The organism is Streptomyces viridifaciens (assembly GCF_001888885.2).
Taxonomy (GTDB): Bacteria; Actinomycetota; Actinomycetes; order Streptomycetales; family Streptomycetaceae; genus Kitasatospora; species Kitasatospora aureofaciens.
This window is the reverse complement of sequence record NZ_CP090841.1, coordinates 1,276,616-1,302,159: the sequence shown is the minus strand read 5'-3', so window position 1 is coordinate 1,302,159 and position 25,544 is coordinate 1,276,616. Positions and strand designations below refer to the sequence as shown.

20 protein-coding genes are annotated in these 25,544 nt (G+C 74.1%); 12 read left to right on the top strand and 8 right to left on the bottom strand.

The annotated features are described in order from the left end of the window. Window positions 1-3 precede the first annotated feature (3 nt). From BOQ63_RS13270 to BOQ63_RS13245, 6 genes are all read left to right on the top strand, one after another. Window positions 4-1,368: a cytochrome P450 gene (locus tag BOQ63_RS13270; protein ID WP_072654297.1), complete on the top strand. Its 1,365-nt coding sequence runs from the start codon at window positions 4-6 to the stop codon at window positions 1,366-1,368. 370 nt (window positions 1,369-1,738) lie between these two features. After that, window positions 1,739-2,632 carry an MHYT domain-containing protein gene (locus BOQ63_RS13265; RefSeq protein ID WP_078867267.1) on the top strand — a complete coding sequence of 298 codons (894 nt, stop codon included), beginning with the start codon at window positions 1,739-1,741 and terminating at the stop codon, window positions 2,630-2,632. 119 nt (window positions 2,633-2,751) lie between these two features. Further along, on the top strand, window positions 2,752-5,667 hold the full coding sequence (locus BOQ63_RS13260) for a sensor histidine kinase (RefSeq protein ID WP_150475863.1): 2,916 nt from the start codon (window positions 2,752-2,754) through the stop codon (window positions 5,665-5,667). Further along, window positions 5,664-6,074: a roadblock/LC7 domain-containing protein gene (locus BOQ63_RS13255; RefSeq protein WP_030283140.1), complete on the top strand. Its 411-nt coding sequence runs from the start codon at window positions 5,664-5,666 to the stop codon at window positions 6,072-6,074. The genes BOQ63_RS13260 and BOQ63_RS13255 overlap by 4 nt, the downstream gene beginning before the upstream one ends. A gap of 161 nt (window positions 6,075-6,235) precedes the next feature. Next, window positions 6,236-6,583 carry a DUF742 domain-containing protein gene (locus tag BOQ63_RS13250; RefSeq protein ID WP_051746810.1) on the top strand — a complete coding sequence of 116 codons (348 nt, stop codon included), beginning with the start codon at window positions 6,236-6,238 and terminating at the stop codon, window positions 6,581-6,583. Further along, the gene (locus tag BOQ63_RS13245; RefSeq protein WP_078867265.1) at window positions 6,564-7,193 is read left to right on the top strand and encodes a GTP-binding protein; all 630 of its coding nucleotides are present in this window, start codon (window positions 6,564-6,566) and stop codon (window positions 7,191-7,193) included. Before BOQ63_RS13250 ends, BOQ63_RS13245 begins: the two co-directional genes overlap by 20 nt. A gap of 152 nt (window positions 7,194-7,345) precedes the next feature. On the opposite strand, the gene BOQ63_RS13240 is transcribed toward BOQ63_RS13245, so the two are convergent. After that, a complete protein-coding gene (locus BOQ63_RS13240) occupies window positions 7,346-7,717 on the bottom strand; it encodes a hypothetical protein (protein WP_030283134.1) in 372 nt (123 codons plus the stop codon). Between the two features lie 242 nt (window positions 7,718-7,959). On the opposite strand from BOQ63_RS13240, the gene BOQ63_RS13235 reads away from it, so the two are divergent. Together BOQ63_RS13235 and BOQ63_RS13230 are read left to right on the top strand one after the other, a co-directional pair. Beyond that, window positions 7,960-8,553: an RNA polymerase sigma factor gene (locus BOQ63_RS13235; RefSeq protein ID WP_078867264.1), complete on the top strand. Its 594-nt coding sequence runs from the start codon at window positions 7,960-7,962 to the stop codon at window positions 8,551-8,553. Window positions 8,554-8,684: 131 nt separating this feature from the next. After that, complete coding sequence (locus BOQ63_RS13230; protein ID WP_030283132.1) at window positions 8,685-9,650, top strand: hypothetical protein; 966 nt, start codon at window positions 8,685-8,687, stop codon at window positions 9,648-9,650. 143 nt (window positions 9,651-9,793) lie between these two features. Here BOQ63_RS13230 and BOQ63_RS13225 read toward each other — a convergent pair whose 3' ends face one another. Next, complete coding sequence (locus BOQ63_RS13225) at window positions 9,794-11,242, bottom strand: cation:dicarboxylate symporter family transporter (RefSeq protein WP_072654295.1); 1,449 nt, start codon at window positions 11,240-11,242, stop codon at window positions 9,794-9,796. Between the two features lie 207 nt (window positions 11,243-11,449). On the opposite strand from BOQ63_RS13225, the gene BOQ63_RS13220 reads away from it, so the two are divergent. The 4 genes from BOQ63_RS13220 to BOQ63_RS13205 all read left to right on the top strand — a co-directional run bounded on the left by BOQ63_RS13220 (window position 11,450) and on the right by BOQ63_RS13205 (window position 17,152). Next, window positions 11,450-13,210, top strand: a complete 1,761-nt coding sequence (locus BOQ63_RS13220) for a sensor histidine kinase (protein ID WP_079183584.1) — start codon at window positions 11,450-11,452, stop codon at window positions 13,208-13,210. Further along, window positions 13,207-13,929, top strand: coding sequence for a response regulator (locus BOQ63_RS13215; protein WP_079183583.1), 723 nt, complete (start codon window positions 13,207-13,209; stop codon window positions 13,927-13,929). The genes BOQ63_RS13220 and BOQ63_RS13215 overlap by 4 nt, the downstream gene beginning before the upstream one ends. Window positions 13,930-14,219: 290 nt before the next feature. Beyond that, window positions 14,220-15,638: a diaminobutyrate--2-oxoglutarate transaminase gene (locus tag BOQ63_RS13210; RefSeq protein ID WP_150476360.1), complete on the top strand. Its 1,419-nt coding sequence runs from the start codon at window positions 14,220-14,222 to the stop codon at window positions 15,636-15,638. Next, the gene (locus BOQ63_RS13205; RefSeq protein ID WP_078867262.1) at window positions 15,635-17,152 is read left to right on the top strand and encodes a pyridoxal phosphate-dependent decarboxylase family protein; all 1,518 of its coding nucleotides are present in this window, start codon (window positions 15,635-15,637) and stop codon (window positions 17,150-17,152) included. Before BOQ63_RS13210 ends, BOQ63_RS13205 begins: the two co-directional genes overlap by 4 nt. Window positions 17,153-17,277: 125 nt before the next feature. Here BOQ63_RS13205 and BOQ63_RS13200 read toward each other — a convergent pair whose 3' ends face one another. From BOQ63_RS13200 to BOQ63_RS13175, 6 genes are all read right to left on the bottom strand, one after another. Then, window positions 17,278-18,075, bottom strand: coding sequence for an inositol monophosphatase family protein (locus tag BOQ63_RS13200; RefSeq protein WP_030283122.1), 798 nt, complete (start codon window positions 18,073-18,075; stop codon window positions 17,278-17,280). Between the two features lie 207 nt (window positions 18,076-18,282). Continuing rightward, entirely contained in the window at window positions 18,283-19,557 is a 1,275-nt protein-coding gene (locus BOQ63_RS13195; RefSeq protein ID WP_078867261.1) for a type III PLP-dependent enzyme, read from the bottom strand. Further along, entirely contained in the window at window positions 19,554-21,323 is a 1,770-nt protein-coding gene (locus BOQ63_RS13190) for an IucA/IucC family protein (protein WP_150475861.1), read from the bottom strand. The genes BOQ63_RS13195 and BOQ63_RS13190 overlap by 4 nt, the downstream gene beginning before the upstream one ends. Continuing rightward, the gene (locus BOQ63_RS13185) at window positions 21,320-22,507 is read right to left on the bottom strand and encodes an MFS transporter (RefSeq protein ID WP_150475859.1); all 1,188 of its coding nucleotides are present in this window, start codon (window positions 22,505-22,507) and stop codon (window positions 21,320-21,322) included. The genes BOQ63_RS13190 and BOQ63_RS13185 overlap by 4 nt, the downstream gene beginning before the upstream one ends. Further along, the gene (locus BOQ63_RS13180) at window positions 22,504-24,252 is read right to left on the bottom strand and encodes an IucA/IucC family protein (protein WP_072654294.1); all 1,749 of its coding nucleotides are present in this window, start codon (window positions 24,250-24,252) and stop codon (window positions 22,504-22,506) included. Before BOQ63_RS13180 ends, BOQ63_RS13185 begins: the two co-directional genes overlap by 4 nt. Then, entirely contained in the window at window positions 24,249-25,448 is a 1,200-nt protein-coding gene (locus BOQ63_RS13175; RefSeq protein WP_072654293.1) for an ATP-grasp domain-containing protein, read from the bottom strand. The genes BOQ63_RS13180 and BOQ63_RS13175 overlap by 4 nt, the downstream gene beginning before the upstream one ends. Between the last annotated feature and the right edge of the window lie 96 nt (window positions 25,449-25,544).

Here is a 25,544-nt window from a genome sequence, read left to right as displayed (position 1 = left end):
CCGATGGCCACCGCAGCCGCCGTACCCGGACCGGCCGGGAACCCCCTGGTCGGTTCGCTCTTCGACCTCACCCGCCGTCCGCTGCGCACCTACCTCGCGGCCCGGCGCGACCACGGGGACGTGGTGCGCTTCCTGGCCGGGCCGCCCGGGCTGCGCGTCGAGTTCTACGGGGTGTTCTCGCCGGAGGGCGTCCACCAGGTGCTGGGCAGCGAGGTGGCGAACTTCCGCAAGGAGAACAACTTCTACGACGAGCTGCGGACCAGCGTCGGCAACGGGCTGCTGACCAGCCAGGACGAGGTCTACCAGCGCCAGCGACGGCTCATCCAGCCGCTGTTCACCCGGCGCCGGGTGGACGGGTACGCGGACGCGCTCGCGCAGGAGGCGCAGGCGCTCGCCGAGCGCTGGCGGGCGCTGCCGGACGGGGTCGTGGACGCGGCGGAGGAGATGTCGCGGTTCGCGCTGCGCGCGGTCGCGCGGATCCTCTTCGGGGCCGACGTGGAGGAAGCGGTGGAGGTGGTGAACCGCAGCTTCCCGGCGGTCGGCGAGTACATCATGGAACGCGGCTTCGCGCCGGTCCGCCTCCCGCGGACCTGGCCGACGCCGGGCAACCGGCGCGGCCTCGCGGCGCAGCGGGCGCTGTACGAGGTGTGCGACCGGATCATCGCCGAGCGGGCCGCGCGCGGGGGCGGCGACGAGGACGCGGACGACCTGCTGACCCTGCTCGGGCGGGCGCGCGGCGAGGACGGCGAGCGGCTGGATCCGGCCGAACTCCGGGATCAGGTCCTGGTGTTCCTGCTCGCCGGGCACGAGACCACGGCCACCTCGCTGGCCTTCGCGCTGCACCTGCTGGCCAAGCACCCGGAGCAGCGCAAGCTCGCCCAGGAGGAGGCGCGGACCGTCCTGGCCGGGCGGGCGCCGACGGCGGCGGACCTGGAGCGGCTGCCCTACATCACCCGGGTGCTCAAGGAGGCGATGCGGCTCTTCCCGGCGGCGTCGCTGGTCGGGCGGCGGGCGGTCGAGGAGACGGTCATCGACGGGTACGTCATCCCGGCGGGGGCGCAGCTCGTGGTGGCGCCGCTGGTGACCCACCGGCACCCGGACCACTGGGCGGAGCCGGAGCGCTTCGACCCGGACCGGTTCCTGCCGGAGGCCGAGAAGGCGCGCCACCGGTACGCCTGGTTCCCGTTCGGGGGCGGGCCGCGGGCGTGCATCGGGCAGCACTTCTCGATGCTGGAGTCGGTGCTGACCCTCGGGGTACTGCTGCGGGACTTCGAGGTGGAGGTGGTGGACCGGCGGGTCGCGCTCGCGCAGGGGATCACCCTCCGGGCGGCGAGCGCGATGCGGGTGCGGGTTTCGCCGGTGGGGTGACGGAGGGGGACTGCGGGCTTCAGCGTCCGGGGTTCCGCGTTCAACTTTCAGATGACAGCTAACAGATGACAGAGTTCGAAATCTGTCATCTGTCATCTGTCATCTGTTCGTTGTTCGCCGTTCGCCGTTCGCCGGCGGACGACCGGCTCCCCGGGCACACGACCGGGCCATTCGAACACATCGCCCCGGCTGCGTGTGCAGCTTTTCAGATCTTCGTCTGGGCGATTCCAGTCGCTCGATAGCGTCCCACGCACCCCAGGTCGGAAGCGCACATGCGCCACGCATATGCCTGCCGCATGCAGTCCGCCCGACCGGGGTGCCCGGGCGCACCGCTGACCGCCCCGGGCCCGACCGGTCGACCGGAGGTCCCATGGGCACCCTCAACCACTTCAGTTTCGGGTGGCTGACACCCGTCCTCTCGTACGCGATGGCCTGTGCCGGCGCCGCCCTCGGTCTGCGCTGCACCCTGCGCGGCCTGGCCGCCACCGGCGCCACCCGTCGGAACTGGCTGCTCACCGCCGCCGCCGCGATCGGCTGCGGCATCTGGACCATGCACTTCGTCGCCATGTTCGGCTTCGCCGTCGACGGCACCGAGCTCCGCTACAGCGTGCCGCTGACCGTCGTGAGCCTGCTGGTCGCGGTGCTGGTCACCGGCCTGGGCCTGACCGTGGTCTGCTACGGCCGGCACCGCGGCCTCGCCCTGCTGGGCGGCGGAGTCACCACCGGTGTCGGCGTCGCCGCGATGCACTACCTGGGCATGGCCGCCGTCCGCATGCACGGTGGGCTGCGCTACGACGCGGGAACGGTCGCGCTGTCCGTGCTGGTCGCGGTCGGCGCTGCCACCGCCGCACTCTGGGCCGCCGTCACCATCCGCAACGTGTACGCGGCCGCCGCCGCCTCGCTGGGCATGGGGCTCGCCGTCAGCTGCATGCACTACATCGGAATGGCCGCCGTCCACGTCCAGCTGGATCCCGCTCGTACCGACCTCGACGGGGTCAGTCCGATGGAGTTCGTCTTCCCGCTCGCCGTCGGCCTCGGCTCGTTCCTCTTCCTCGCCTCCGCCTTCGTCGCGCTCTCCCCGACCGCCCAGGAGCGGGCCGGGGGCCCGGCGGCGGGGGAACTGGCCGTCGAGGAGTTCCCCGTCCCGGCCGTCGGTCCGGAGGCCGACCTCCCGGGCGCGGCGCCCGCCGACCCGCACGGCCTCGACTCGTACGGACAGCACCCGTACGGACCGGACCCGTACGGCCACGACCGCGCCGCCTGAGCCCTGCGCCGCCTGAGCCCTGCGCCGCATGGGTCCCGTGCTGCCTGCCTCGGCCCGGCCAGCCCGAACCCCGTCTTCTACCCACGCCCCCACGCCCCTGCCCGAAAGGCCCCACACCCATGCGAGAAGACCGCGGTACCGCCCCCGGCGCCCGCCGGGGTGCCCATGCCGGACCGCCCGCCCGTCCACCGCGCCCCGGCCCCTGGTTGCGCGGGCTGCGTCCTCGGACCGTCCGCGCCCGGATCATCGCCCTGCTGATGGTGCCGGTCGTCTCCGTCATCGCCCTCTGGGGCTTCGCCACCGTCACCACGGCCCAGGGCGTCTGGGATCTGCTGCGTCTCCGCGACGCCCAGCGCACCCTGCTCACGCCCGTCGCGGACACGGTCGCCGACCTGCAGGCCGAGCGTGCGGCCGCCGGGCAGCTGCTGGCCGGGCCGGGTCTCGTCCCGGGGACCGTGCCCGCCGCAGGCCGGGAGAGTGCCCTGCGCGAGGCCGCGGCCGCCACCGACCGGGCGCTCGCCCCGCTGTTCCCCGACCCGCGCCACCCCGGCGAGGGCTACAACCGTGCCGACGCCCAGGGTCTGGGCGCCGACGCCGCCGCCCGGCTGGACGCCCTCGGCGAATCCCTCGCCGCCCTGCCCGGGCTGCGCGGCAGGGTGCTCGCCCGGAGCGTCGGCTGGCCCGAGGCGTACGCGGCGTACAGCGAGGCGGTGGACCGGGCGCTGGCCGTGTCCGGTGCCGTCGCGCCGCTGCAGGACGGTGGGGCCGGTGCCGACACCCGGGTGCTGCCGGACCTGGCCCGCTCCCGTGAACTCCTGGCCCGGGAGGACGCGTTGCTGCGCTCCGCCCAGCTCTCCGGCGGGCTCGGCGACGACCAGCTGCGCGAGTTCTCCGGTGTGGCGTTCGCCCGGCGTGAGTTCGAGCAGGGTGCGGCCGCCGACCTGGGATCCGCCGATCGGGACGCACTGCTCGCCCTGACCGCCGGGCCGGACCACCGAGAGCTGGTCGGCTACGAGGAGAAGGTCCGTACCGCCGCCGACGGCCGGGCCGCCGTCGCCGCGGTCCCGGCGGACCGGTGGGCGGTGGTGGCCGGGAACGTCACCGACGGGCTGCGCGGCGTAGAGGACCGGGCCGGACGGATCGCCGCCGAGCGCCAGAACCCTTATGCACTGGGCCTGTTCACTCCGGCCGGGATGGCCGTGTTGCTCGGTCTGCTCGGAGTGGTCGCCTCACTGGTGATCTCGGTGCAGATCGGCCGCGGCCTGGTCACCGAGCTGACCGGCCTGCGCAACGCGGCGCTCGACCTGGCGGGCCGCAAACTTCCTGCCACCTTCCGGAAGTTGCGCGCCGGGGAGGAGGTGGACATCGAGGCCGAGGCGCCTCGGCCGGTGGGTCGCGACGACGAGATCGGCCAGGTGCACCGGGCGCTCGGCACCGTGCAGCGGGCGGCCGTCACGGCGGCGGTGGAACGGGCCGAGGTGCTGTCCGGGGTGTCCGGGGTGTTCGTCAACCTCGCGCGCCGAAGCCAGGTCCTGGTGCACCGCCAGCTCACCCTGCTGGACACCATGGAGAGGCGGACCGAGGACCCGTCCGAGCTGGCCGACCTGTTCCGGCTGGACCACCTCACCACCCGCATGCGTCGCCACGCCGAGGGCCTGATCATCCTCTCCGGCGCCGCGCCCGGCCGGGCCTGGCGCCGGCCCGTCCCACTGGTGGACGTGGTGCGGGCGGCCGTTTCGGAGGTCGAGGAGTACGCCCGGGTCGAGGTGCACCCGCTGCCGCGCGCCGCCGTCGTCGGCCACGCCGTCGCCGACCTGACCCACCTGGTGGCCGAACTGGTCGAGAACGCCACCGGGTTCTCCCCGCCGCACACCCGGGTGCACATCCGCGGTGAACAGGTCGGCAACGGCTACGCGCTGGAGATCGAGGACCGCGGCCTCGGGATGGGCCCGGCCGCGCTCGCCGCCGCCAACCGGCGGATTGCCGCCGCCGAGCAGACCGACCTGTTCGACAGCGACCGGCTCGGCCTGTTCGTGGTCAGCCGGCTGGCCAGGCGGCACGACGTGCGGGTCTCGCTGGTGACCTCCGCGTACGGCGGCACCACCGCGGTGGTCCTGCTGCCCACCGAACTGCTGGCCGACGGGCGGGAGGGGCAGGGGCAAGGCTTCGAACTGCCAGCGGAGTTGGACGCCTCCTACGTGCCGGACGAGCCTGCCGGGGCCGCGGCTGCGGCTCCGGCTCCGGCTCTGACCTCGGCTTCTGCCCCGACCCCGGGTCCGGCTCCGACCCCGGCCGCAGCGCCGGTTCCGGCTCCGGCTCCGACTCCGGCTCCCGCTCCGACGCCGGGGCCGGCGCCGGTTCCGGGACCCGCGGCGTGGCCTCAGTCCGGACCGGCCCCGGCCTTCCCGGCCGGCGGAGTGACGGAGATCGAGCTTCCGGCGGCGGGTGGGCCGTCGCCGGAGGGCGGGGCGCTGCTGCCCTTCGGCACCCGGGGCGGCGACCCCGGGCCGGTGCGCCGCACCCCCGTCCGGGCCGCGGGCGCCCGGACGGCCGGACCGGCTGCGGACGGGGGCCCGGGTGCCACCTCGCGTCCGCAGCCCGGTTCGCCGCCGCCGTACCGCACGGCAACCGCGGCACCGCCCGGCGAGCGGCAATCTGCAGACGCCCCTGAGGAGTTGCCGCGGCGGGTGCGCCAGGCGAGTCTCGTGCCGCAGCTGAGGGAGGCCCCGGCCGAAGCCCCCCCGCGCAGCCGTCGTACCGCCTCCGGCCGGGCCGGCGCGGGGCCCGCGACCCGCAGCCCGGAGGCGGCGCGGGCCGCGTTGTCCGCCTTCCAGAGCGGGTGGGCGCGCGGCCTGCGGCCCGACCGGCGGTTCGACGGGGGCCCCTCCGGCGGACCGGGCGACCGATTCGACCACCGCCCTGACCCCCGCCCTGACCACCGACCCGACGACCCACTCGTCCACCGATTCGACCACCGATCCGGTGTCCGACCCGATTTCCGACCCGACGCCCGACCCGAAGGAGACCAGCCGTGATCGGCACCACCCACCGCACGGGGGAACTGAACTGGCTCCTCGACGAGTTGGCCCAGCGCGCCCCCGAGGTCCGCTTCGCCGTGATGCTCTCCGCCGACGGCCTGGCCATGGGCACCTCGGCCGGTCTGGAACGTGAGGACGGCGAGCACCTGGCCGCCGTCGCCTCCGGCTTCCACAGCCTCGCCAAGGGCGCCGGTCGGCACTTCGGCGCCGGTGAAGTCCGCCAGACACTGGTCGAGTTGGAAGGGGGCTACCTGCTGGTCGCGGCGGCCGGGGAGGGTACCTGCCTGGCCGTGTTCGCCACCGCCCGGGCCGATCTCGGGCTGATCGCCTACGAGATGGCCAGACTCGTCCGCCGGGTCGGCGAGCACCTGAGCGCCCCGCCCCGTACGGTGCACGGCGGGTGAGGACGGTGTCCCATCCGGACCGCCCGTACCGGTCGGAGCCCCCGTTCCATCCGTACCACCAGCGACATCCGGAGCATCCGCGGGCCGATCCCGGCCGACCGCCCCGGAACCCGCTCGCCGCCGCTCACCGGGCCCGCTGGTACGACGACGAGGCCGGGCCGCTGGTCCGCCCGTACGCCGTGACCGGGGGGCGGACCGGTGCCGGTGAGCAGCAGTTCGACCTGATCGCCGTGGTCGTGTCCGAGCTGCCGGACCCGGCGCTCTCTCCGGACGCGCCCGAGCCGCCGGTCGGCCCTGAACAGGCGCGCATCCTCGGCCTGTGCCGGGGCACGCCGCTGTCCGTGGCCGAACTGGCTGCCGACCTCGACCTGCCGGTGGGGGTCGTGCGGGTGCTGCTCGGCGACCTGCTGGCGGCCGGGCTCATCCGGGTCAGCCGCCCCGTCCCGCCCGCCCTGCTCCCCGACGAGCGCATCCTCCAGGAGGTCCTCCATGGGCTCCGTGCACTCTGACCACCCGTCCGACCGCTGGCCGTCCGATCCGGTGGATCCGGCCGACTCCGTGCTCGCGCTCAAGATCCTCGTGGCGGGCGGGTTCGGGGTCGGCAAGACGACGTTGGTCGGCGCCGTCAGCGAGATCCGCCCGCTGCGCACCGAGGAACGGCTGACCGAGGCCGGGCGCGAGGTGGACGACCTGGACGGAGTGGAGCGCAAGACCACCACCACGGTGGCCATGGACTTCGGCCGCATCACCATCCGCGAGGGACTGGCCCTCTACCTGTTCGGCACCCCGGGCCAGGACCGGTTCTGGTTCCTCTGGGACGAGCTGGCGCAGGGCGCGCTCGGGGCGGTGGTGCTTGCGGACACCCGCCGACTGACCGACTGCTTTCCGGCCGTCGACTTCTTCGAGCACCGCAGCATCCCGTTCGTCGTCGCGGTGAACCGTTTCGCCGGGACGAGCGAGTACGGCCCGGAGGAGGTCGCCCGCGCGCTGGACCTGGACCCCGGTACGCCGGTGGTGCTCTGCGACGCCCGGCAGCGCGCCTCCGGCAAGGAGGTGCTGATCAGCCTGGTCGAGCACGCCGGTCGGGTGCACGCGGCCCGGCTGCTGGCGGAGGTCTGACAGAGGACACACGACGGAGGGCATGCGACGGAGGACAGAAACGGATGACAGAAACGGATGACAGATGACAGCTGACAGATGACGGATTTCGAAATCTGTCAGCTGTCATCTGTTCGCCGCCGTTCCCGCGGCGCGTCGCGGGCGTTACCCGCTCAGCTGTGCCACTGGAACACGATCTTCGTCCAGGTCGACCCGGGGCAGTTGCCCCAGACCGCCCACGCGTCCGGCCGGGCGCCGATCCACAGTCCGACGGTGTAGCTGCCGTTGGCGCAGTAGGTGATCGTGCGCAGCTGGCCGGAGTAGACGTTGCAGTATCCCTCCCAGCGCCAACCGTAGTTGGCCGTGATGACGCAGTGGTAGGGCGCGGCGGCGACGTGGGGCGAGGCCGCCGCCGCGCTCGGGGTGATGGTCTGGTCGTCTGCCGGCGCCGCGGCGGCCGGCAGGGTGGCGGTCCCGAGCATGCCCAGGGCGGCCGCGGCGGCCATCCCGAACGTGGCGATCTTCCTGGTGATACAGCCTCGCATGGCGGTTCTCCTCGCTCGACGGTTCCCATCGGGTGGAATGCCCCCCGGTGGCCCCGGCCGGGGCGGTGTGGTCGACGGAGGGTGAATTCCCGCCTCCCGCCCCGCCGTTGACGAATTGCACACGAATGACTGCGCAGAGTAAGAGGACGACCTATGATGTGATCTGTGTCACACTATGTCCGGTTGGGGCTGGGGCCAGCCCCAACCGGGCGTTCGGAATGCCGATTTCCGGGGAGAACGGCATGGCGGAATGCAGCGGACGGTCTGCGGGCGAGCGGCGGAAGGACTTCGGTCCGGAGCCGACAGAAGCCCAGTCCACCGATTTCAACCGGATGTTCACGGCCTTGCTGCCCAGACTCCAGCAGGCGGCTGCGATGCTCACCGGCAGCCCGCTCGCGGCCGGCGACATCGTCCACGACGCGTACGTGCGGATCGCCCGCCGCCCCGAGCGTTTCCTCAGTCACCCGCAGCCGTACGCCTACGTGTTCACCACGATGACGAACATCCTGCGCGACCAGTGGCGCCGCGAGCGCCGCCGGGTGGCGCTGCCCGAGGTGCCCGAGCTGGCCGAGGCGGTGGAGCGCGGCCGCGCCGCGCTCGATCCGCCGCACGGCGGGACGGCCGAGCTCCAGGCGCGCTGGGAGGTGGTCCGGCTGCTCGGCTTCCTCACCGTCAAGCAGGCCCGCGCCGTGGTGCTGGTGGATCTCGACGGCTACTCCGTCGACGAGGCCGCCGAGCTGCTCGGCCTGCACCGCAGCACCCTGGCCGTCACCCGCCGCCGTGCCCACGGCCGACTGCGCGCCGTCCTGGAGCGCGAGCGACGGCACGACCCCTGACGACCGGAGCCCAGCTAGCGGAGACCGCAGACCAGCTACCGGCGACCGGCTACCGCCGGAGGTCGAGCCCCGACGCACCGAGCCGACGGCAAGTCGGCTGATGCGCGACCCCGGCCCGTACGCTGAAAATCGTGATCGCGTACGAGGACCACAGCCTCCGCGCCTTGGCCGAGGACGGCCGCTGGCCCGAGCTGCTCGCCGCCTACCGGCAGGGCCGGGCGGCCGCCGTCGTGCAGGCCGGGGAGCAGGCCGCGGTGGCCCTGACCGCGCCGCTCGGCCACCTGATCGCCTATGCGGCGCCGCCCGAACTGGCCGTCCGACTGTTCGACGCGGACGGTGGTGAGGGAACGGTCGCCGGGGTGGACGACCACGACGCCGGTCCGCTCTGGGAGGTGCTGGCGACCCGCCACTCCTGGCTGCGGCTGGCGCCGCTGCTCGGGCCGGCGCCGGTGCGCCGCCTGGTCGCCCACACCCGGGTGCTGCTCGGCGAGGACCTCTCGTACGGGGCCGAGCCCGATCCCGACGGCGTGCCGCTGAGTCTGGAGCCCTGGGAGAAGGCGGGCTGGGGCGAGGCCTCGCGGGTGCGCGAGTACCTGCCGGGCGGCGGAGCGCGCAGCGCGGTGCTGACCCTGCCGGCCAGCCGGGAGGGCCTGGGCGAGGTCGAACTGCCGAAGGCGGCGGCCCGGCCGGGCCGGCAGCGGGTCACCCGGGGCCTGGCCGAGCTGGCCGCGCTGGTGCCCTGGGCGGAGGTGGTCTGCGTCCGCGGCCCGGCCCCGCAGGCGGCCGCCGTGCTGGCCCGGGGGCGACGGGTGCTCGGCGGCTTCCTGCCGTTCGCGCTGGTCTATCCCGCCCTGGTGCAGGCCGCCGCGGTGGGCCGGACGCACGGTTGCGCGCATGGGCGGATGCGCCTGTGGCGCGCGCTGGGCGCGATGGCCGGCGCGAACGTTCCGGACCGCTCCGAGGTGGACGCCCTGGTGGCCCGGATGCGCTGCTTCACCTGGCAGGAGCCTGCCGCCGGGCTGCACCATCTGCACGTGGCGCTGGAGGATCCGGCCAGTGGGGTGGCCTGGGCGGTCAGCGGCTCGCAGGAGCTGTGAACAGCGGTCGGGCGGACGGGAGTCCTGGGCCGAGCGGGGAACCCCGGCCCAGGACTCCCCTGGTTGAACGGGAACCCCCGGCCCGGCGCCGTTTCCGGGGTTGGTGACAGGCGCCGGACCGAGGGAGTGCGGGAAGGGGTCGCTCAGCCGGCGGTCGTCGCTGCGGCCGGGACGGCCTCAGGTGCCGGGTCGGCTCCCGGCGCGGGGTCGGCTCCCGGCGCGGGATCGGCTCCCGGTGCGGGGTCGCTTTCCGGTCCGGGGCGGGCGGGGCCGTGGGCGTCGACCAGCGTCAGCTCGTCGAACGGCAGCTCGCCGTTCAGCACCCGGCCGGCCCGTTCGGCGTCCAGTTCGCCGGTCCAGTGCCCGATCAGCACGGTCGCGACGGCGTTGCCCGCGAAGTTGGTGAGCGCCCGGGCCTCCGACATGAAGCGGTCGATGCCGACGATCAGGCCGACCCCGTCCACCAGCGCGGGCTTGTGCGACTGCAGTCCGCCCGCGAGGGTGGCCAGCCCGGCGCCGGTGACCCCGGCCGCGCCCTTGCTCGCGATCACCATGAACACCAGCAGCGAGAGCTGCTCGCCGATCGACATCGGCTTGTCCATCGCCTCGGAGATGAAGATCGAGGACATGGTGAGGTAGATCGCGGTGCCGTCCAGGTTGAAGCTGTAGCCGGTCGGCACGGTGATGCCGACGACCGGGCGGCTGACGCCGAGGTGTTCCATCTTGGCGATCAGGCGGGGCAGCGCGCTCTCGGAGGAGGAGGTCGAGAGGATCAGCAGGAACTCGCGCCCGAGGTACTTGAGCAGCGCGAACACGTTGACCCCGGCGACCAGGCGCAGCAGTGCGCCGAGCACCACGACGACGAAGAGTACGCAGGTCACGTAGAAGCCGATCATGATCACGGCGAGGCTCTTCAGTGCGTCGACGCCGGTCGCCCCGACCACCGCGGCCATCGCCCCGAAGGCGCCGACCGGCGCCACCCACATGATCATCGACATGATCCGGAAGACCAGCCGCTGGAGGTGCTCGACCCCGCGCAGCACCGGGGCGCCGACCGGGCCCATCGCCTGCAGTGCGAAGCCGGCCAGCAGTGCGACCAGCAGGGTCTGCAGCACCTTGCCCTGGGTGAGGGCCGAGAACAGGGTGTCGGGGATCATCCCGAGCAGGAAGTCGGTGGTCGACTGGGCGCCGCCGGCGGCTGCCTGGGCGTGGCCGGACTTGGCGAGCGCGGCGGTCAGGTGCAGGCCGCCGCCGGGCTCCAGCAGGTTGCCGACGACCATGCCGATGGCCAGTGCGATGGTCGACATGACGAGGAAGTAGCCGATGGCCAGGCCGCCGACCTTGCCGACCTTCGCGGCCTTGGTGACCGAGCCGATGCCCAGCACGATGGTGCAGAAGATCACCGGGCTGATCATCATCTTGATCAGATTGACGAACCCGGTGCCGATCGGCTTCAGCTCCACGGCGAAGCCGGGGGCGGCCAGCCCGACCACCACGCCTGCGACCACCGCGGCGATCACCGCCAGATAGAGGTAGTGGGTCCGGTCCTTGCGTCTGGGTCCCCCCGCCGTGGCGGTCTCGGTGGTCGTCATCTGCGGCTCCTTCGCCCTGCAGTCCTGGCGGCCCCGGGTGGTGGGCCGCTCCGACTATGGGCTTCGGGCGTGACGGAGGTCACGTTTGCGTTCATAGAGTTCACGGCGCGACGGGAACGGGCGCGGCTCCGTGGGCGCGGTTCCGCCCCCCGTGGGCGCGCTCCGGCCCCTGGGGGGCGGCCCGGGCCGTGGTGCACACTGGCAGGCATGTCCGTGAGCACCGCCCCCACCCGCTCGCGTCACCGGTGGTTCCCCCTGCCGCACCGGCTGGTCCGCAGCCTGGCCGGGCAGCTGTTCGTCGTCCAGGTGGTCATCGTCGCCGCCGTGGTCGCGGGCGGCGCGGTGCTCGCGTACCTGTTCACCGCCGAGCGCACTGAGGACGCGGCCCGCCGCGAGGTCACCTCGGTCGCCCATGCCGTCGCCGACTCGCCCACCGTGCGCTCCGCCGTCGGCGGGCCCGACCCGACCGCGGTGCTCCAGCCGTACGTCGAGCAGGTGCGCCAGGACGCGGGGGTCTCCTTCATCACCGTCATGGACACCGACGGGGTGCGCTGGACCCACCCGCTGCCCGAGCAGATCGGCAAGCAGTACCTCGGGCACATCGACTGGGCGCTGGCCGGGCAGACCCGCAGTGAGACGTACACCGGCACGCTCGGCCCGTCCGTGCGGGTGGTCACCCCGGTCTGGGACGACCGGCACCGGGTGGTCGCGCTGGTCAGCGTGGGCCTGACGCTGGAGTCGATCTCCGCCCAGCTGAGCGGACCGTTGCTCGCCCTGGTCGGCGTCGCGGCGGGTGCCCTGGCCCTCGGCGGGCTGGGCACCTACCTCGCCAACTCCCGGCTGCGGCGGCACACCCACGGCATGGGGCCGGACGAACTCAGCCACCTGTACGAGTACCACCAGGCGACCCTGCACTCGGTGCGGGAGGGGCTGATCCTGCTCGACCGCGCGCACCGGGTGGTGCTGTGCAACGATGCCGCCCGCGAACTGCTCGGACTGGCAGGCGAGTTGGACGGCCGACCGGTGGACGGACTGGGGCTGCCCGAGGCGCTGGTGGCGGCCGTGCTCGGCGAGGTGCCGGCGCGGGACGAGGTGCACCTGACCGCCGAGCGGGTCGTGGTGCTCAACACCTCCACCATCGGCACCGGCCTCGGCCGGGTGGTGACCCTCCGCGATCACACGGAACTGCAGTCGCTCAGCGGAGAGTTGGACTCGGTGCGCGGCTTCACCGAGGCGCTCGGCGCCCAGGCCCACGAGGCCGCCAACCGGCTGCACACCGTCGTCTCACTGATCGAACTCGGCCGCCACGAACAGGCGGTGGAGTTCGCCACGGCCGAACTCGCCCTAGCCCAGCAGCTGACCGACCGGGTGGTAGCGGCGGTCAGCGAGCCGGTGCTGGCCGCGCTGCTGCTCGGCAAGGCGGCCCAAGCCGCCGAGCGGGGCGTGGAGTTGACCCTCACCGAGGACAGCCGGATCGATGACGGGGTGCTGCCGCCCGGGCTCGCCCCCCGGGACCTGATCACCGTCCTCGGCAACCTGATCGACAACGCGGTGGACGCCGCGATCGCCGGGGCCGCGCACAGCCCGGTGGCGCCGGAGGTCACCGTCACCGCGCGGATCGAGGATCCGCGACGGGGTGACGGGGGTGGCGCCGGGGCTGGTGTCGTGGGTGGTGTCGGGGGAGCCGGGGAAGCCGGCCGGGGGGACGCCCGGGACGGCGCCTGCCTGCTGCTGCGGGTTGCCGACACCGGGGCGGGCATCGATCCGTGCGCCGTCGAGGACGTGTTCCGGCGCGGCTGGAGCACCAAGCAGGACGGCCGCGGGCACGGCCTCGGGCTGGCGCTGGTCGCCCAGGCCGCCCGGCGCAACGGCGGCACCGTCGAGGTCGGGCGCGAGCGGGGTGCGGTGCTCACCGTACGGCTGCCGCTGGCCGGCCGGGTGCGGGAGTGCGAAGGGGCCACGACGTGACCGGCGACGCGGCCGGGGCCCGCGGCGGAATCTCCGTCCTGGTCGTGGAGGACGACCCGGTGGCCGCGGCCGCGCACACCCTGTACGTCGAGCGCGAGCCTGGCTTCCGCGCCGTCGGCACCGTCCACAGCTGCGCGGACGCGCTGCGTTTCCTGGAGCGGGCGCGTGCGGCCGGGGCACCCATCGACCTCACCCTGCTCGACCTCTACCTGCCGGACGGCCACGGCCTCCAGCTGTGCCGCACACTGCGCGCCGCCGGGCACGGGACCGACGTCATCGCGGTGACCTCGGCGCGTGACCTCGCGATGGTCCGGCAGGCGGTCTCGGCAGGGGTCGTGCAGTACCTGCTGAAACCGTTCAGCGCGGCCGCCCTGCACGACCGGCTGGAGCGCTACGCCCGCTACCGGGACAGCCTCGGGCGCACCGGCGAGGCGACCGGCCAGGACGAGGTGGACCAGGCGCTGGCCCTGCTCCGCACGCCCGAGCGCAGCTCGCTGCCCAAGGGACTGAGCGCGCCCACCCTGGACACCGTCGCCTCGGTGCTGCGGGAGGCCTCGACCGGGCTGTCCGCGGCGGCCGCCGGTGCCGCCGCCGGGGTGTCCCGGATCACCGCGCGGCGTTACCTCGAACACCTGGTGGACACCGGGCTGGCGGTCCGCGAGCCGCAGTACGGGAGCGTCGGGCGGCCGGAGCTCTGCTACCGGTGGAAGGGGCGGTGACCTGCCTGACGGGGTGACGTTCCGGACTGGTCGGGGCGGATCCGATTTCGGACTCGCCGGGGCGGATTCGGTCGGGAGTGGTCGGCGCCATGACCTTTCGGGGGGTCGGTCGTTGGGCTGGCCGAGGGGCGGCGCACACGGGTACGGCGGAGGTTCACTCGCTCGGGTGGTTCTGGGTGCCCCCGACCCGTTCCGCCAGGTCAAGAGCGATAAGGTTAGGCTTACCTAACTTCTTTTGGGGGTTCGCCTTGTCGCCTGCCGCCGTACCCGCCCGGGCCGTCTCCGGGGCCATCGCCACCGGGGCCACCGCCGCTGCGGCCCCGCCCCCCGGGGACGCCATCCTGCGCCGACAGCGCGTCCGTGAGTCCGCCGCCCGGACGTACGCCCGCTCCTTCCCGATCGTCCCGGTCCGGGCCCACGGCATGACCGTCGAGGGCGCCGACGGACGCCGCTACCTGGACTGCCTCTCCGGCGCCGGGACGCTCGCCCTCGGCCACAACCACCCCGTCGTGCTGGAAGCGATCCGCCGCACCCTCGACAGCGGTGCCCCGCTGCACCTGCTCGACCTCGCCACCGCCGAGAAGGACGACTTCACCAGCGCGCTGTTCGAGAACCTGCCCGCAGAGTTCGCCGCCCGCGCCCGGGTGCACTTCTGCGGACCGGCCGGCACGGACGCCGTCGAGGCCGCGCTCAAACTGATGCAGACCGCCACCGGACGGTCCGGTTCCCTGGCCTTCACCGGCGCCTACCACGGCATGACCGCCGGCGCACTCGCGCTCACCGGCAACGTCGCCGTCAAGGAGCCGCTGCCCGGCGGCGGCGAGGTGGTCCGGCTGCCCTACCCGTACGGCTACCGCTGCCCCTTCGGGGTCGGCGGCGAGACGGGCGCCCAACTCGGCGCGACCTACGTGGAACGGCTGCTGGACGACCCCTCGGGCGGGGTGGTGCCGCCCGCCGCGATGATCCTGGAGGCCGTCCAGGGCGAGGGCGGGGTCGTCCCCGCGCCGGACGGCTGGCTGCGCGAGATGCGCCGGATCACCGCCGAGCGCGGCATCCCGCTGATCGTGGACGAGGTGCAGACCGGCGTCGGCCGCACCGGCGCGATGTGGGCCGTCGAGCACAGCGGCATCGTCCCGGACGCGATGGTGCTCTCCAAGGCCATCGGCGGCAGTCTGCCGCTCGCCGTCGTGGTCTACCGCGAGGAATACGACGGCTGGCGCCCCGGCGCCCACACCGGCACCTTCCGCGGCAACACCCTCGCCATGGCCGCCGGCGCCGCCACCCTGCGGTACGTCGCCGCGCACGGACTGGCCGAGCGGGCCGCCGTGGCGGGGGCCCGGATGACCGCCCGGCTGCGCGAGCTCGCCACGGAACTGCCGGCGATCGGCGACGTCCGCGGACGAGGGCTGATGATCGGGGTCGAACTGGTCGACCCGGCCGCCGAACCCGACGCCTGCGGCGCCCGGCCGGCCGATCCGGCGCTCGCCGTACGGGTCCGGGAGGCCTGCCTGGCGCGCGGGCTGATCGTCGAACTCGGCGGGCGGCATGACGCGGTGCTGCGGCTGCTGCCGCCGCTCACCATCACCGACGAGCAGGTCGCCGCGGTTCTGGAACGGCTGGCGGACGCGGTCGCGGCGGCTTCGAGGCCGGGGTCGGCGTCGGCGGTGGCTCCGTCGGCGTCCGCACCAGCCGCCCGGGAAGGCGCATGACCGACGACCCGTCCGGTCCGGTGCCCGAACTGCCCGGCGAGGAGGTCCCGTTGGACGCGCTCGCGGGCGGCGCCGGCGGGCCCGGATCGCTCGGCCCGCTGCTGGCCACCGTCCTCGACGCGCTGGAGGCCGGCACCGCCCTGCGCTCCGGGCCGCTGCCCGCCGGGAGCCCGGCCGAGATCGCCGCCCTGGTCGCGGAGGGGCTGTCCGGAACCCGCGGGCGCGGCGCCCTGGCCCGGCTCACCGAGCTGCTCGCCTACGGCGCCGCCGACCCGGCCGACCCGGCCTGCGCCGCCCACCTGCACTGCCCGCCGCTCGCCGTCGCGACCGCCGCCGACCTCGCGGTCAGCGCACTCAACCCCTCGCAGGACTCCTGGGACCAGGCCCCCGCCGCGACGGCCCTGGAGACCGCGCTGATCGCCGAACTCGCCGCGCTGGTCGGCTACGACCCGGCCCGGGCGGCCGGGGTGCTCACCTCCGGCGGCACCGAGTCCAACCTGATGGGCCTGATGCTGGCGCGCGACCAGAAGCTCGACGGCATCGTCGAGTTGGACGGGATCCCGGCGGGCGTACGGCCGTGCATCCTCGCCTCCGCGGCCGCGCACTTCTCCGTCCAGCGCTCGGCCGCCCTGCTCGGCCTCGGCGAACGGGCCGTGATCGCCGTCCCCGTCGACCGCCAACTCCGAATGTCCCCCGAGGAGTTGGAACGGGAGCTGGCCGAGGTCAGCTGGGCCGGGCGAACCCCCATCGCCGTCGTCGCCACCGCTGGCACCACCGACACCGGAGCGATCGACCCGCTCGACGCCGCCGCCGACCTGGCCGGACGCTACGGCGCCTGGCTGCACGTCGACGCCGCGTACGGTGGTGGCGCGCTGCTCTCCGACCGGCTCGCCCCGCTGCTCGACGGCATCGCCCGCGCCGACTCGGTCTCCCTCGACTGGCACAAGCTCGGCTGGCAGCCCGCGGCCGCCGGGGTCTTCCTGGTCCGACGGGCGGAGACGTACGTCTCGCTCGCCCGGCGCGCCGAGTACCTCAACCCCGTGGACGACGAGCAGGCCGGCTACCCCAGTCTGCTCGGCCGCTCACTGCGCACCACCCGGCGGGCCGACGCGTTCAAGCTCGCCGTCACCCTGCGCACCCTCGGTCGCGAGGGACTCGGGCGGCTGGTGGACACCTGCCACGAACTGGCGCTGGCGGCGGCCGCCGCCGTCCGCGCCGAACCCTCGCTCGAACTGCACTCCGAGCCGGTCCTCACCACGCTGCTGTTCCGCTACCGGCCGCCCGGGCCGGCGGACGAGGCCGCCGTGGACGAGCTGAACGGGCAGTTGCGCCGACTGCTGCTGCGCACCGGGCGCGCGGTGGTCGGGCGCACCGAGCTGCCGGGGGAGGGGGCGGGGCGGGTGCGGCTGAAGCTCACGCTGCTCAATCCGCACACGACGGTGGGGGAGGTGGGCGCGCTGCTGCGGGAGGTGGTCGGTGCGGGGCGCAAGGTCGCCGGGGAGCGGGCGGGGTAGGGCGGCGGGCCGTCGCCGGGGCGCCTGTCGCTGGGGAGCCCGTTGCCGGGCAGCCCGTCGTCGGGCAGTCCGTCGTCGGGGCGGGCCCGCAACCGCCGCCGCCGTCGGCGTGCGGTTCGGGCAGGTCACGCGTTCAGCAGGATGCCGCGGGTGCGTTCCCACGTGTCGGGGTCGGCGGCGACCAGCAGACCGTCCACGCAGCCGGGGGCCTCGGGCTGGTAGGGGGTGCCGTCCAGGCGGGCCGCGACGCCGCCGGCCTCGGCGAGCAGGAGCGAGCCCGGGGCGTGGTCCCAGGGGAGGGTGCGCCAGTAGAAGATGAAGTCGGTGCGGCCCTCGACGACGTCCGGGTACTCGATCCCGGCGGCGCTGCGGCCGGGGGAGATCTCGCCGAAGGCCGAGCAGCCGGCCTCGAGGCGGTGGCGGTCGACCGGGTCGAGGAAGCGGCTCTTCAGGACGCCGGTGAGCTTCCCGGCGTCGGCCGGTGCCGGTGGGCGGGTGAGGCGTTCGCTGTCGCGCCAGGCGCCGGAGCCCAGCTCGGCGCGGTAGCCGGTCGCGGTGGCGGGCTGCCAGATCCACGAGGCGACCGTCCGGCCGGTGCGGACCAGGGAGCACATCACGGCGTAGTCGGGGCGTCCGGCGACGAAGTTGGAGGTGCCGTCCACCGGGTCGACCAGCCAGACGGCGGGCTCGTCGTGGATGGCGTCGGCGAGCGACGGATCGGCGGCCACCGCCTCCTCGCCGACCACCGGGACGGGGAGCAGCTCGTGCAGGCGGCGGGTGATGATCGCCTCGGCCTCGCGGTCGGCGATCGTGACGACCTCGCCGGGTGCCTTTTCCATCACCTCGCCGGCGGCCAATGCCCGGAAGCGCGGCTCCACCGCCTGGGCCGAAGCCTCGGCGAGTATTTCCGCCACCTTGTCCATCAGCACGCTCGCGCTCCCTTCGCCGTTACCACTTTCGCACGAGTGCGCGAATGGGGTGTCGACGGACTGGTGACAACAAACAGATTTCAGCGGACAGATAACAGATTTCGAAATCTGTTATCTGTCCGCTGAAATCTGAGATCTGAAATCTGTCAGCTGTTCGCCGTTCGGGGCCGGGGGTTCGTCGTCAGCCTCCGGTCCGGTTCGTCAGCCACCCAGGTAGTGGAATCCCGGGCGGGGGTGCATCAGGAACTCGTGGTGCGAGATGTTCCACGCGTACGCACCGGCCATCGCGAACAGCACCCGGTCCCCCGCCCGCAGGCCGGCCGCGCCGGTCGCGGCCCGGGCGAGCACGTCCTTCGGGGTGCACAGCTGCCCGGCCAGGGTCGCCCGGCCGCTGCCGACGGCGGGGCGCGCCCAGGGGTGCGGCCAGGCGTCCACCGGCAGCACCGTGAAGGGCTGGGAGTGCCCGCGGGTCGCGGGGGTGCGCAGGTGGTGGGTGCCGCCGCGGACCACCACGAAGTCCTCGCCGTGGCTCCGCTTCACGTCGAGCACCTCGGTCGCGTACCAGCCGCAGTACGCGGTCAGTGCCCGCCCGGGCTCGATCCGCAGGACCAGCCCGGGGTGGGCGTCGAGGAGCTCGGCGAGGCCCTCGCCGAAGGCCGTCCAGTCGAAGCGCCGCGCGGGGTCGTCGTAGTCCACCGCCATGCCGCCGCCGATGTTGACCTCGGTGAGCGGGAAACCGGTGCGCTCGGCCAGCTCGGCGGACCAGGTGACGATCTGCTGGGCGACCGCCAACTGCTCCGCCGCCGCCAGCCCGCTGGCCAGGTGGGCGTGCACCCCGCGCAGACGCAGCTGTCGGCCGAGCGGACCGCCGTCGGTGAGCAGTCGGACGCACTCCTCGGCCCGGTCCGGGTCGAGCCCGAACGGGGTCGGGCGTCCACCCATGGCCAGCGGCACCGCGTCCAGGGCGTCGGTCACCACGGGCAGGTTGACCCGCAGCAGGACGTCCACCGCCGCCCCAGGCCGCTCCGCCAGCACGGCGGCGAGCCGGTGCAGCTCCTGCTCGCTCTCGACGTGCCAGCGGTGCACCCCGGCGTCCACGGCGGCGGCGATCTCGGCCGGGGTCTTGCCCGGCCCGCCGAAGGCCAGCGGCGCGTCCGGCACGGCGGCCCGCACGTGCGCCAACTCCCCGCCGCTGGAAACCTCGTAGCCGTCGACGGCGTCGCTTAGCGCGGTCAGCAGCGGCGCCTCCGGGTTGGCCTTGGCGGCGTAGTACAGCTCGACCCGCTCGGGCAGCGCGGCCCGGACGGTGGCGGCGTGTTCGCGCAGCGCGGCCAAGTCGTGGACATAGGAGGGAAGTTCGTCGGCCGCGAGCGAAGCGACCCGGCGGTGGACGGGGTTTCCGAGGGTGCTGTTCGCGGTGCTGTCCAGGGTGCTTTTCACAGCGCTGTTCACGGTGCTGTTCACGGTGGTGCTCATCGGGCGGTGCTCCCGGCGGGACGGTGGTGGGCGGTCATGCGGGTGGCCTCGGCGAGCACCGAGCCGGCCAGCGGGGAGGGCAGTCGGACGTATCCGGCCTCGCGGTCGGCCTTGCGCTCCCAGCGGGTCAGCAGGTTGGCCTTGGCGGGCAGTGGGACGCCGGCCAGCAGTGCCCGCAACCGGGGCGGGCGGCCGTGCGCGGCGGCGTACTCCTCCAGGGCGTCCCGGACGGCCTGCCAGAGCGCGCCCTCCAGCTCGGGGTGGCGGTCGGCGAGGGCGGCGAGCAGTTCGGCGACGTGGTTGACCAGCAGGCAGTAGACCACCCGGTCCCAACCGCGTTCGGCGTCGTACGTCATCGGGCCGGCCACCTCGGGAGGCAGGGCGGCCAGGATGTCGGCGTTCTGCTCGGGGACGAGCTTGGTTCCTTCGAGGTCGCGGAAGAGCACCTGTGCCGGACGTCCCTCGGCGTCCACGCCGATCAGCACGTTCTGCAGGTGCGGCTCCAGCACCACGCCGTGGTCGAAGTACGCGGCCAGCACCGGCGGGAGGAGCAGGCGCAGGTAATCGCGCCACCAGTCGAGCGCTGCCGCTCCGTCCGAACGCCCGCCCAGCAGGCGGGAGATGTGCGCCGAGCTGGTCGGGTGCTCGTCGGCGACGGCCGCGGCGAGCAGCGGGGTCACGCCGGGTCGCAGCAGGCCGCCGAACCCCTCGCGCAGGATCAGGCCGAAGCCCTCGTACAGCGCCCGGTCGGGGCGGCCGTCGGCGCCGGGCAGGGCGAGGGTGCGGAAGGCTGGCTCGCGCAGCATCGCCGCCCCGGGGAAGCGACGGGCGAGGTCGGTGAGCGCGGGGTCGAGCAGCCGGGTGAGTGCGACCGCGCCGGTGAGCTCGTAGGCGGCGTTCTTGCGCAGGCAGTTGGTGATGCGGACGTTCAGACTGAACTTGAGGAAGGCGTCCGCGCCGTACAGGGTGCGCACCGAGGCGGTGGCGGCGAAGTCCTCGCCGCGCGGGCCGAGGTCGAGGACGTCCCCGCTGGCCAGCGCGGCGCGCAACAGCGGGTGGTCGCCGATGAGTTGGTACTGCCAGGGGTGGGCCGGCAGCAGCCGGTAGCCGTCCGGCACCTCGCCGAGGCCGTCCAGTACGGCGCCGGCGCGTTCCTCCAGGGACTCCTCGGCCAGCAGTTCGGCGCGGACGGCGAGGTGGCGCAGCGGGAAGGCCGCGCGGGACTCGGGCGCGTAGTCGCGCCAGTCGCCGCGGGCGGCGGAGCGGGACTTGGGAGCCGGGTGGAAGCGGTGGCCGAACAGCAATGCCTGCTCGGACTCCAGGTAGCGGTCCGCTCCGGGAGCCGGGCGTCCGGCCAGGCCCGCGCCGACGCCGTGATGGCTGGACGCCACCTGGTCGAGGAACTCCTCGTTCACCGTACCGGTGCGCAGCTCCAGTTCGTCCTGGGCGTACCCAGCCAGTTCGCGCCACCCCAACTCGCGCCAACCGTCGGGGGTTTCCTCGTGGACGGGGCCGGTGAAGCGGTGCGCGCCGAGCAGTGAGGTGCGGCGCAGCGCGACTCGCAGCAGGGTGCCGCGGCGCGGCAGGCGCAGCAGCAGCCGGCCGTCGTCGACGGCGGTCTGGTGCTCGGGCGCGGAGACCTCACGCAGCAGGCAGTTGAGCAGGGTGTGGGCCACCGCCTCGTCGGTGCCGGGGAGTTCGGCGGTCGCTTCGAGCGAAAGGGCGGCCGGGAGGGTGGTGGGGAGGGTGGTGGGCCGGGCGGTCATCGGGGGCTCCTACGGGTCAGGAGGGCGAGCAGGGCGGCGGCCAGTGCGGCGACGGTGCCGATCACGACCGGGGCGGCCGGGCCGCTGCTGCCGTTGGCGAGCGCGGCGGCGAGTCCGGCCGCGACGGCACCGCACTTGGAGACGGTTTCGCGGGTGCCGAACATCCGGCCCGGCGCGCGGCCGCGGGCGGCTTCGGCGGCGAGGACGGCGAGGCAGACCAGGCCGAAGGTCATGCCGAGTCCGAGCACCGCCCGGGTGAGGGCGAAGGTGAGCAGGGAGTGGGCCGGGGCGTGGCCGGCCAGTCCGAGGGCGACCAGGGCGAAGCCCACGGCCAGTCCGGTCCGGGGGCGCGCCTCGACAGCGGAGTGCACCCGCCCGGCGCCGACCAGGTAGACCAGGTGCGGCAGTGCGAACAGGAGGCCCGCGACCGCGCCGTTGACGCCCGGCAACCGCTGCTGGACCAGGGTGATCAGGTACGGGAAGGAGATGATGGTGGCGAAGACGAAGGCGAACTCGAAGGTGTAGAGCAGCCTGAGCGAGCCCGGAGGGTCGGCCTCGGCCGTGTCGCGGCCGGTTCGGGCCGCGGCCGGACGGACGGGCTCCGGAAGGAAGTTGAGCAGCACGGCGGCGGTCAGCGGCAGCACCGCCAACACCAGGTACTGCCGGTGCGGGTCGATCCACGGCGACAGCGTGCCGACCAGGATCGGCGCCGCGACCAGGGCGGCCCGGGCGCTGCCCTGCATCAGGGTCAGCGCCCTGGACAGCTGGGAGCCGTCCAGGGCCGCCGCGAGGTAGCCGTTGGTGGCGGAGAAGGTGCCGCCGAGGAATCCCTGGAAGACCAGCGCGACGGTGAAGGCGGGGAGGCTGTCGGCGGCCCCCGCGAGGAGGAAGGAGACGGCGAGGCCGAGTTGGGCGCGCAGCAGCAGCCGCTTCTGGCCGAAGCGGTCGGCCAGGCGGCCCCACAGGGGCGCGCCGAGGGCGGTGAAGACGGTCGGCACGATGTAGAGCAGACCGGCCCAGTGCCCGTCCCGGTCGCCGAGGCCCGGGAGGATCTCGGTCAGGTAGGGCGGCAGGCCCAGGGCGGCGAAGGAGGCGACGAAGTAGCAGGCCGCCACCGCGTGCACCTGGCGCCGGTCCAGCCCGACCGTTCCGGCCGTCCTCGGCAGCGGCTCGGCGGTCGTCATGAACCGCTTCCGGGCAGCAGGTAGTTGGGACCGTCGGTGTAGTGCTTGTTGATGTCGGCGGCGCCGCTGCGCTCCTTGCTCAGCAGGGTGCCGGCGCTCACCATGGCTTTGACCGGGAGCCGTTGGGCGTCCAGCAGGGCGGTGCGCAGCGGTCGCCCGGCCTCGCCGAGGCGGTCGACGGCCTCGGCGAGGGTGGTGCGCAGTACCTCCAGGCTCCGATCCAGCGGCACCCGGCCGTGCGCGGCGAGGCCGAAGGCGAGCGAGGCGGTGCACAGATGGCCGGTGATCGTGGTGAACAGGTCGGTGAGCGCGCGGTCCTGTTCGCCGATAATCCTGGGATCCCGGAACTCGGCGGCCAGTGACGCCAGTTCGCCGATCCGGGTGGTGTTGATCCGCGGGCCGTCGTTGTCCTTGTAGAGCAGCCGCAGGCCGGATCCGTCCATGACCAGGGAGGTGTTCTGCTGGTGCGACTCCAGGGCGATGCCGTGGCGGAACAAGGTGGTCTGCCAGTCGACCAGCAGCCGCAGCAGCTCCTCGTACAGGGCGAGGACGGAGCCCCGGTGGAAACGGTCCGCCAGGTGGTCGATCACCAGTCGTCCGTCGGGGGCCTCGGCGAGCAGGGCGGCCAGCGGTACGGTGACGGACCCGTCCGGGCCGTCCGGGTAGCGGCGCAGCAGGACGGCGAGCAGCTCGTCGTCGGCGTGGGCGTAGCGCTGCTCGTCGGCGTGCAGCACCCGCCCGGTGAAACGCGGTTCGCGGGCGACCACGGCCTCCACCAGGCGCTGCCCGACCGCCCCGTTGACCAGGGTGACCGGCTTGATGGTGCGCCGGTTGCGAAGGCCCAGGGTCGCGGTGGCCAGCGGCAGCTTGAGGTGGCAGACCGGATCCTCGGCGACGGCGACGGTGCGCATGGACAGCGTCGGCAGCACGTCGAGGTACGGCTCGGGCGCGAGCACCGCGCCGGGGGCGATCCGGCTGAAGTCCTCACCCGCGGTGAGTGGATGGACCGGGAGGGTCAGGAACTCGCCCGGTGCGCCAAGCCGTACGCCGAGCTGTTCGGCGCTCGGCCACCAGGCGGGCCGCGGACCGTCACCGCGTACGGTCAGGTGTCCGGCCGGGACGGCGAGCCAGCGCAGCTTGAAGGTGGGGTGGAACTCGGGTGCGTAGGAGCGCAGTTGCGGCTCGGCCAGGCCGGAGCGGCCGCGTGCGGTCGGATAGACCGGGTGGTCCAGGAAGGCGGCCAGGGCCTCGAAGCCGAGCGAGGCGCGCGGACCGGTCCAGTCGGCCACGTCCTTGCCGTAGCGCTCGGCGAGCTCGGCGTGCACCTCGGGCCGCACCCGGTCGTGCAGTTCCATGGTGGTGAGGGTCTGCCGGCACTCCTCGGCGAAGGCCAGGTGGCCCGGGCGGTCCAGCGGGTCGGCGCGTTCCGCCAGGTGGGCGAGGACGGCGGGCAGGCCGATGAGGCGGACGCCGTTCACCTCAAGCACCGGTAGCCGGGCGGCGTGGTCGGCCTGGAACCCGTCGGGGGCGACCGGGAGGGCGAGCGTGCCGTCGGTCAGCCAGGGGCCGTCGGGCCGCTGCTCCAGGACGCCGTTGGTGCGCAGGCCGAGCACGTCCTCGCGCAGCAGGGCGGACAGGACCCGCAGGGTCAGCCGGTCGGCGGCGGTTCCGTCCGAGGGCGCGATGCCGGGGGCGGTGCCGCGTGCGCTGCCGGGGGCGGTGGCCTCGGCCGGGGTCGGGGTCATGAGGCGATCTCCCAGCGGTTGGCGGCGATGAACTCCGCCACGGCGGCGTCCACCGCGCCCTGGTCCGGGCCGACCGCCCAGACGACGCCCAGGTAGTCGCGGTTGGTGCGGTAGAGCTCGTGGTGGGCGCCGAGTTCGCGGACCGGGCGGTAGGAGAGCACGACGCCGTCGGCGCGCCGCTCGAAGTGCGGCTCGGGGGCGGCGGTCAGGGTGCCTGCCTGTTCGGCGCAGACGCGCTCGTGGCGGGCCCGCTGGTCGGTGCGTGCGCCGAGGTCGGCGGGCAGCGGTTCGCCGAGATGGGTGCGCAGCACCAGCTCGAAGTAGGGGAGCCGGAGGATCTCGGCGAGCATCAGGTCGCACTGGTCGCCGATGGCACGGTAGTTGACCTCGATGAGGCGGGCGCGGCCGTCCGGCTGGAGGACGAACTCGGTGTGGCAGGCGCCGAGTCCGACGCCGAGGGCGTCGAGCTGGTCGAGTACCTGGTCGACCACCGGCCGGGGGTGCGCCGGGACGAAGGTCAGGACCTCCTCGATGAAGTCCGGGGGCGGGGAGAGCCGGGTGCGGAAGCCGCCGAGGACGTGCCGGTCACGGCCGTCGCCGAGGGTCTCCAGGGTGCACAGCTCGCCGTCCAGGAACTCCTCCACCACCAGCGTGGCGCCGGGGCGGCGGCGCTGGATCTCCCGGACCCGCCTGGCGAGTCCGGCGGCGTCGGCGACCAGGGTGACGTCCTCGCTGGCGACGCCCTCGCGAGGCTTGACGATGCACGGGAACGGCGGGGCGAGGCCGGCCGGGTCCTGCCCCGGCACCAGTTCGGCGGACCAGACCCGGTCCAGCCCGCACTCGGCGAGGTGGCGGCGCAGCTCGCCCTTGTTCTTCGCCCGCAGTGCGGCCTTCCAGTCCTTGCCGGGCAGACCGAAGTACTCGGCGACCAGCGCGGTCTGGGTCTGCAGATGGTCGCTGTTGCTGAACACCGCGGCAGGCGCGTGGTGTTGGGATATCAGCCCGATCACCTCGCGGAAGTCCTGGACGTCGCACTCCACCACCTCGCAGGCGAATTCCGCTTCGGAGTAGGCGCGTTGGTGGGCCTCGACGTGGTCGGTGAGAACGGTGACGTCGAGCCCGAGCCGGGCGGCGGCGGGTAGGAAGCCGAGGGTGACCGAGTCGGTGGGGTTGAGGGCGAGCAGGTAGAGCCGCATGGGAGTTCCTTGGGGGCGGGGTGGCGGACGAAGGACGGCGAACGGATAACAGATGACAGATGACAACTTTCGAACTCTGTTATCCGTTCGGTGTCA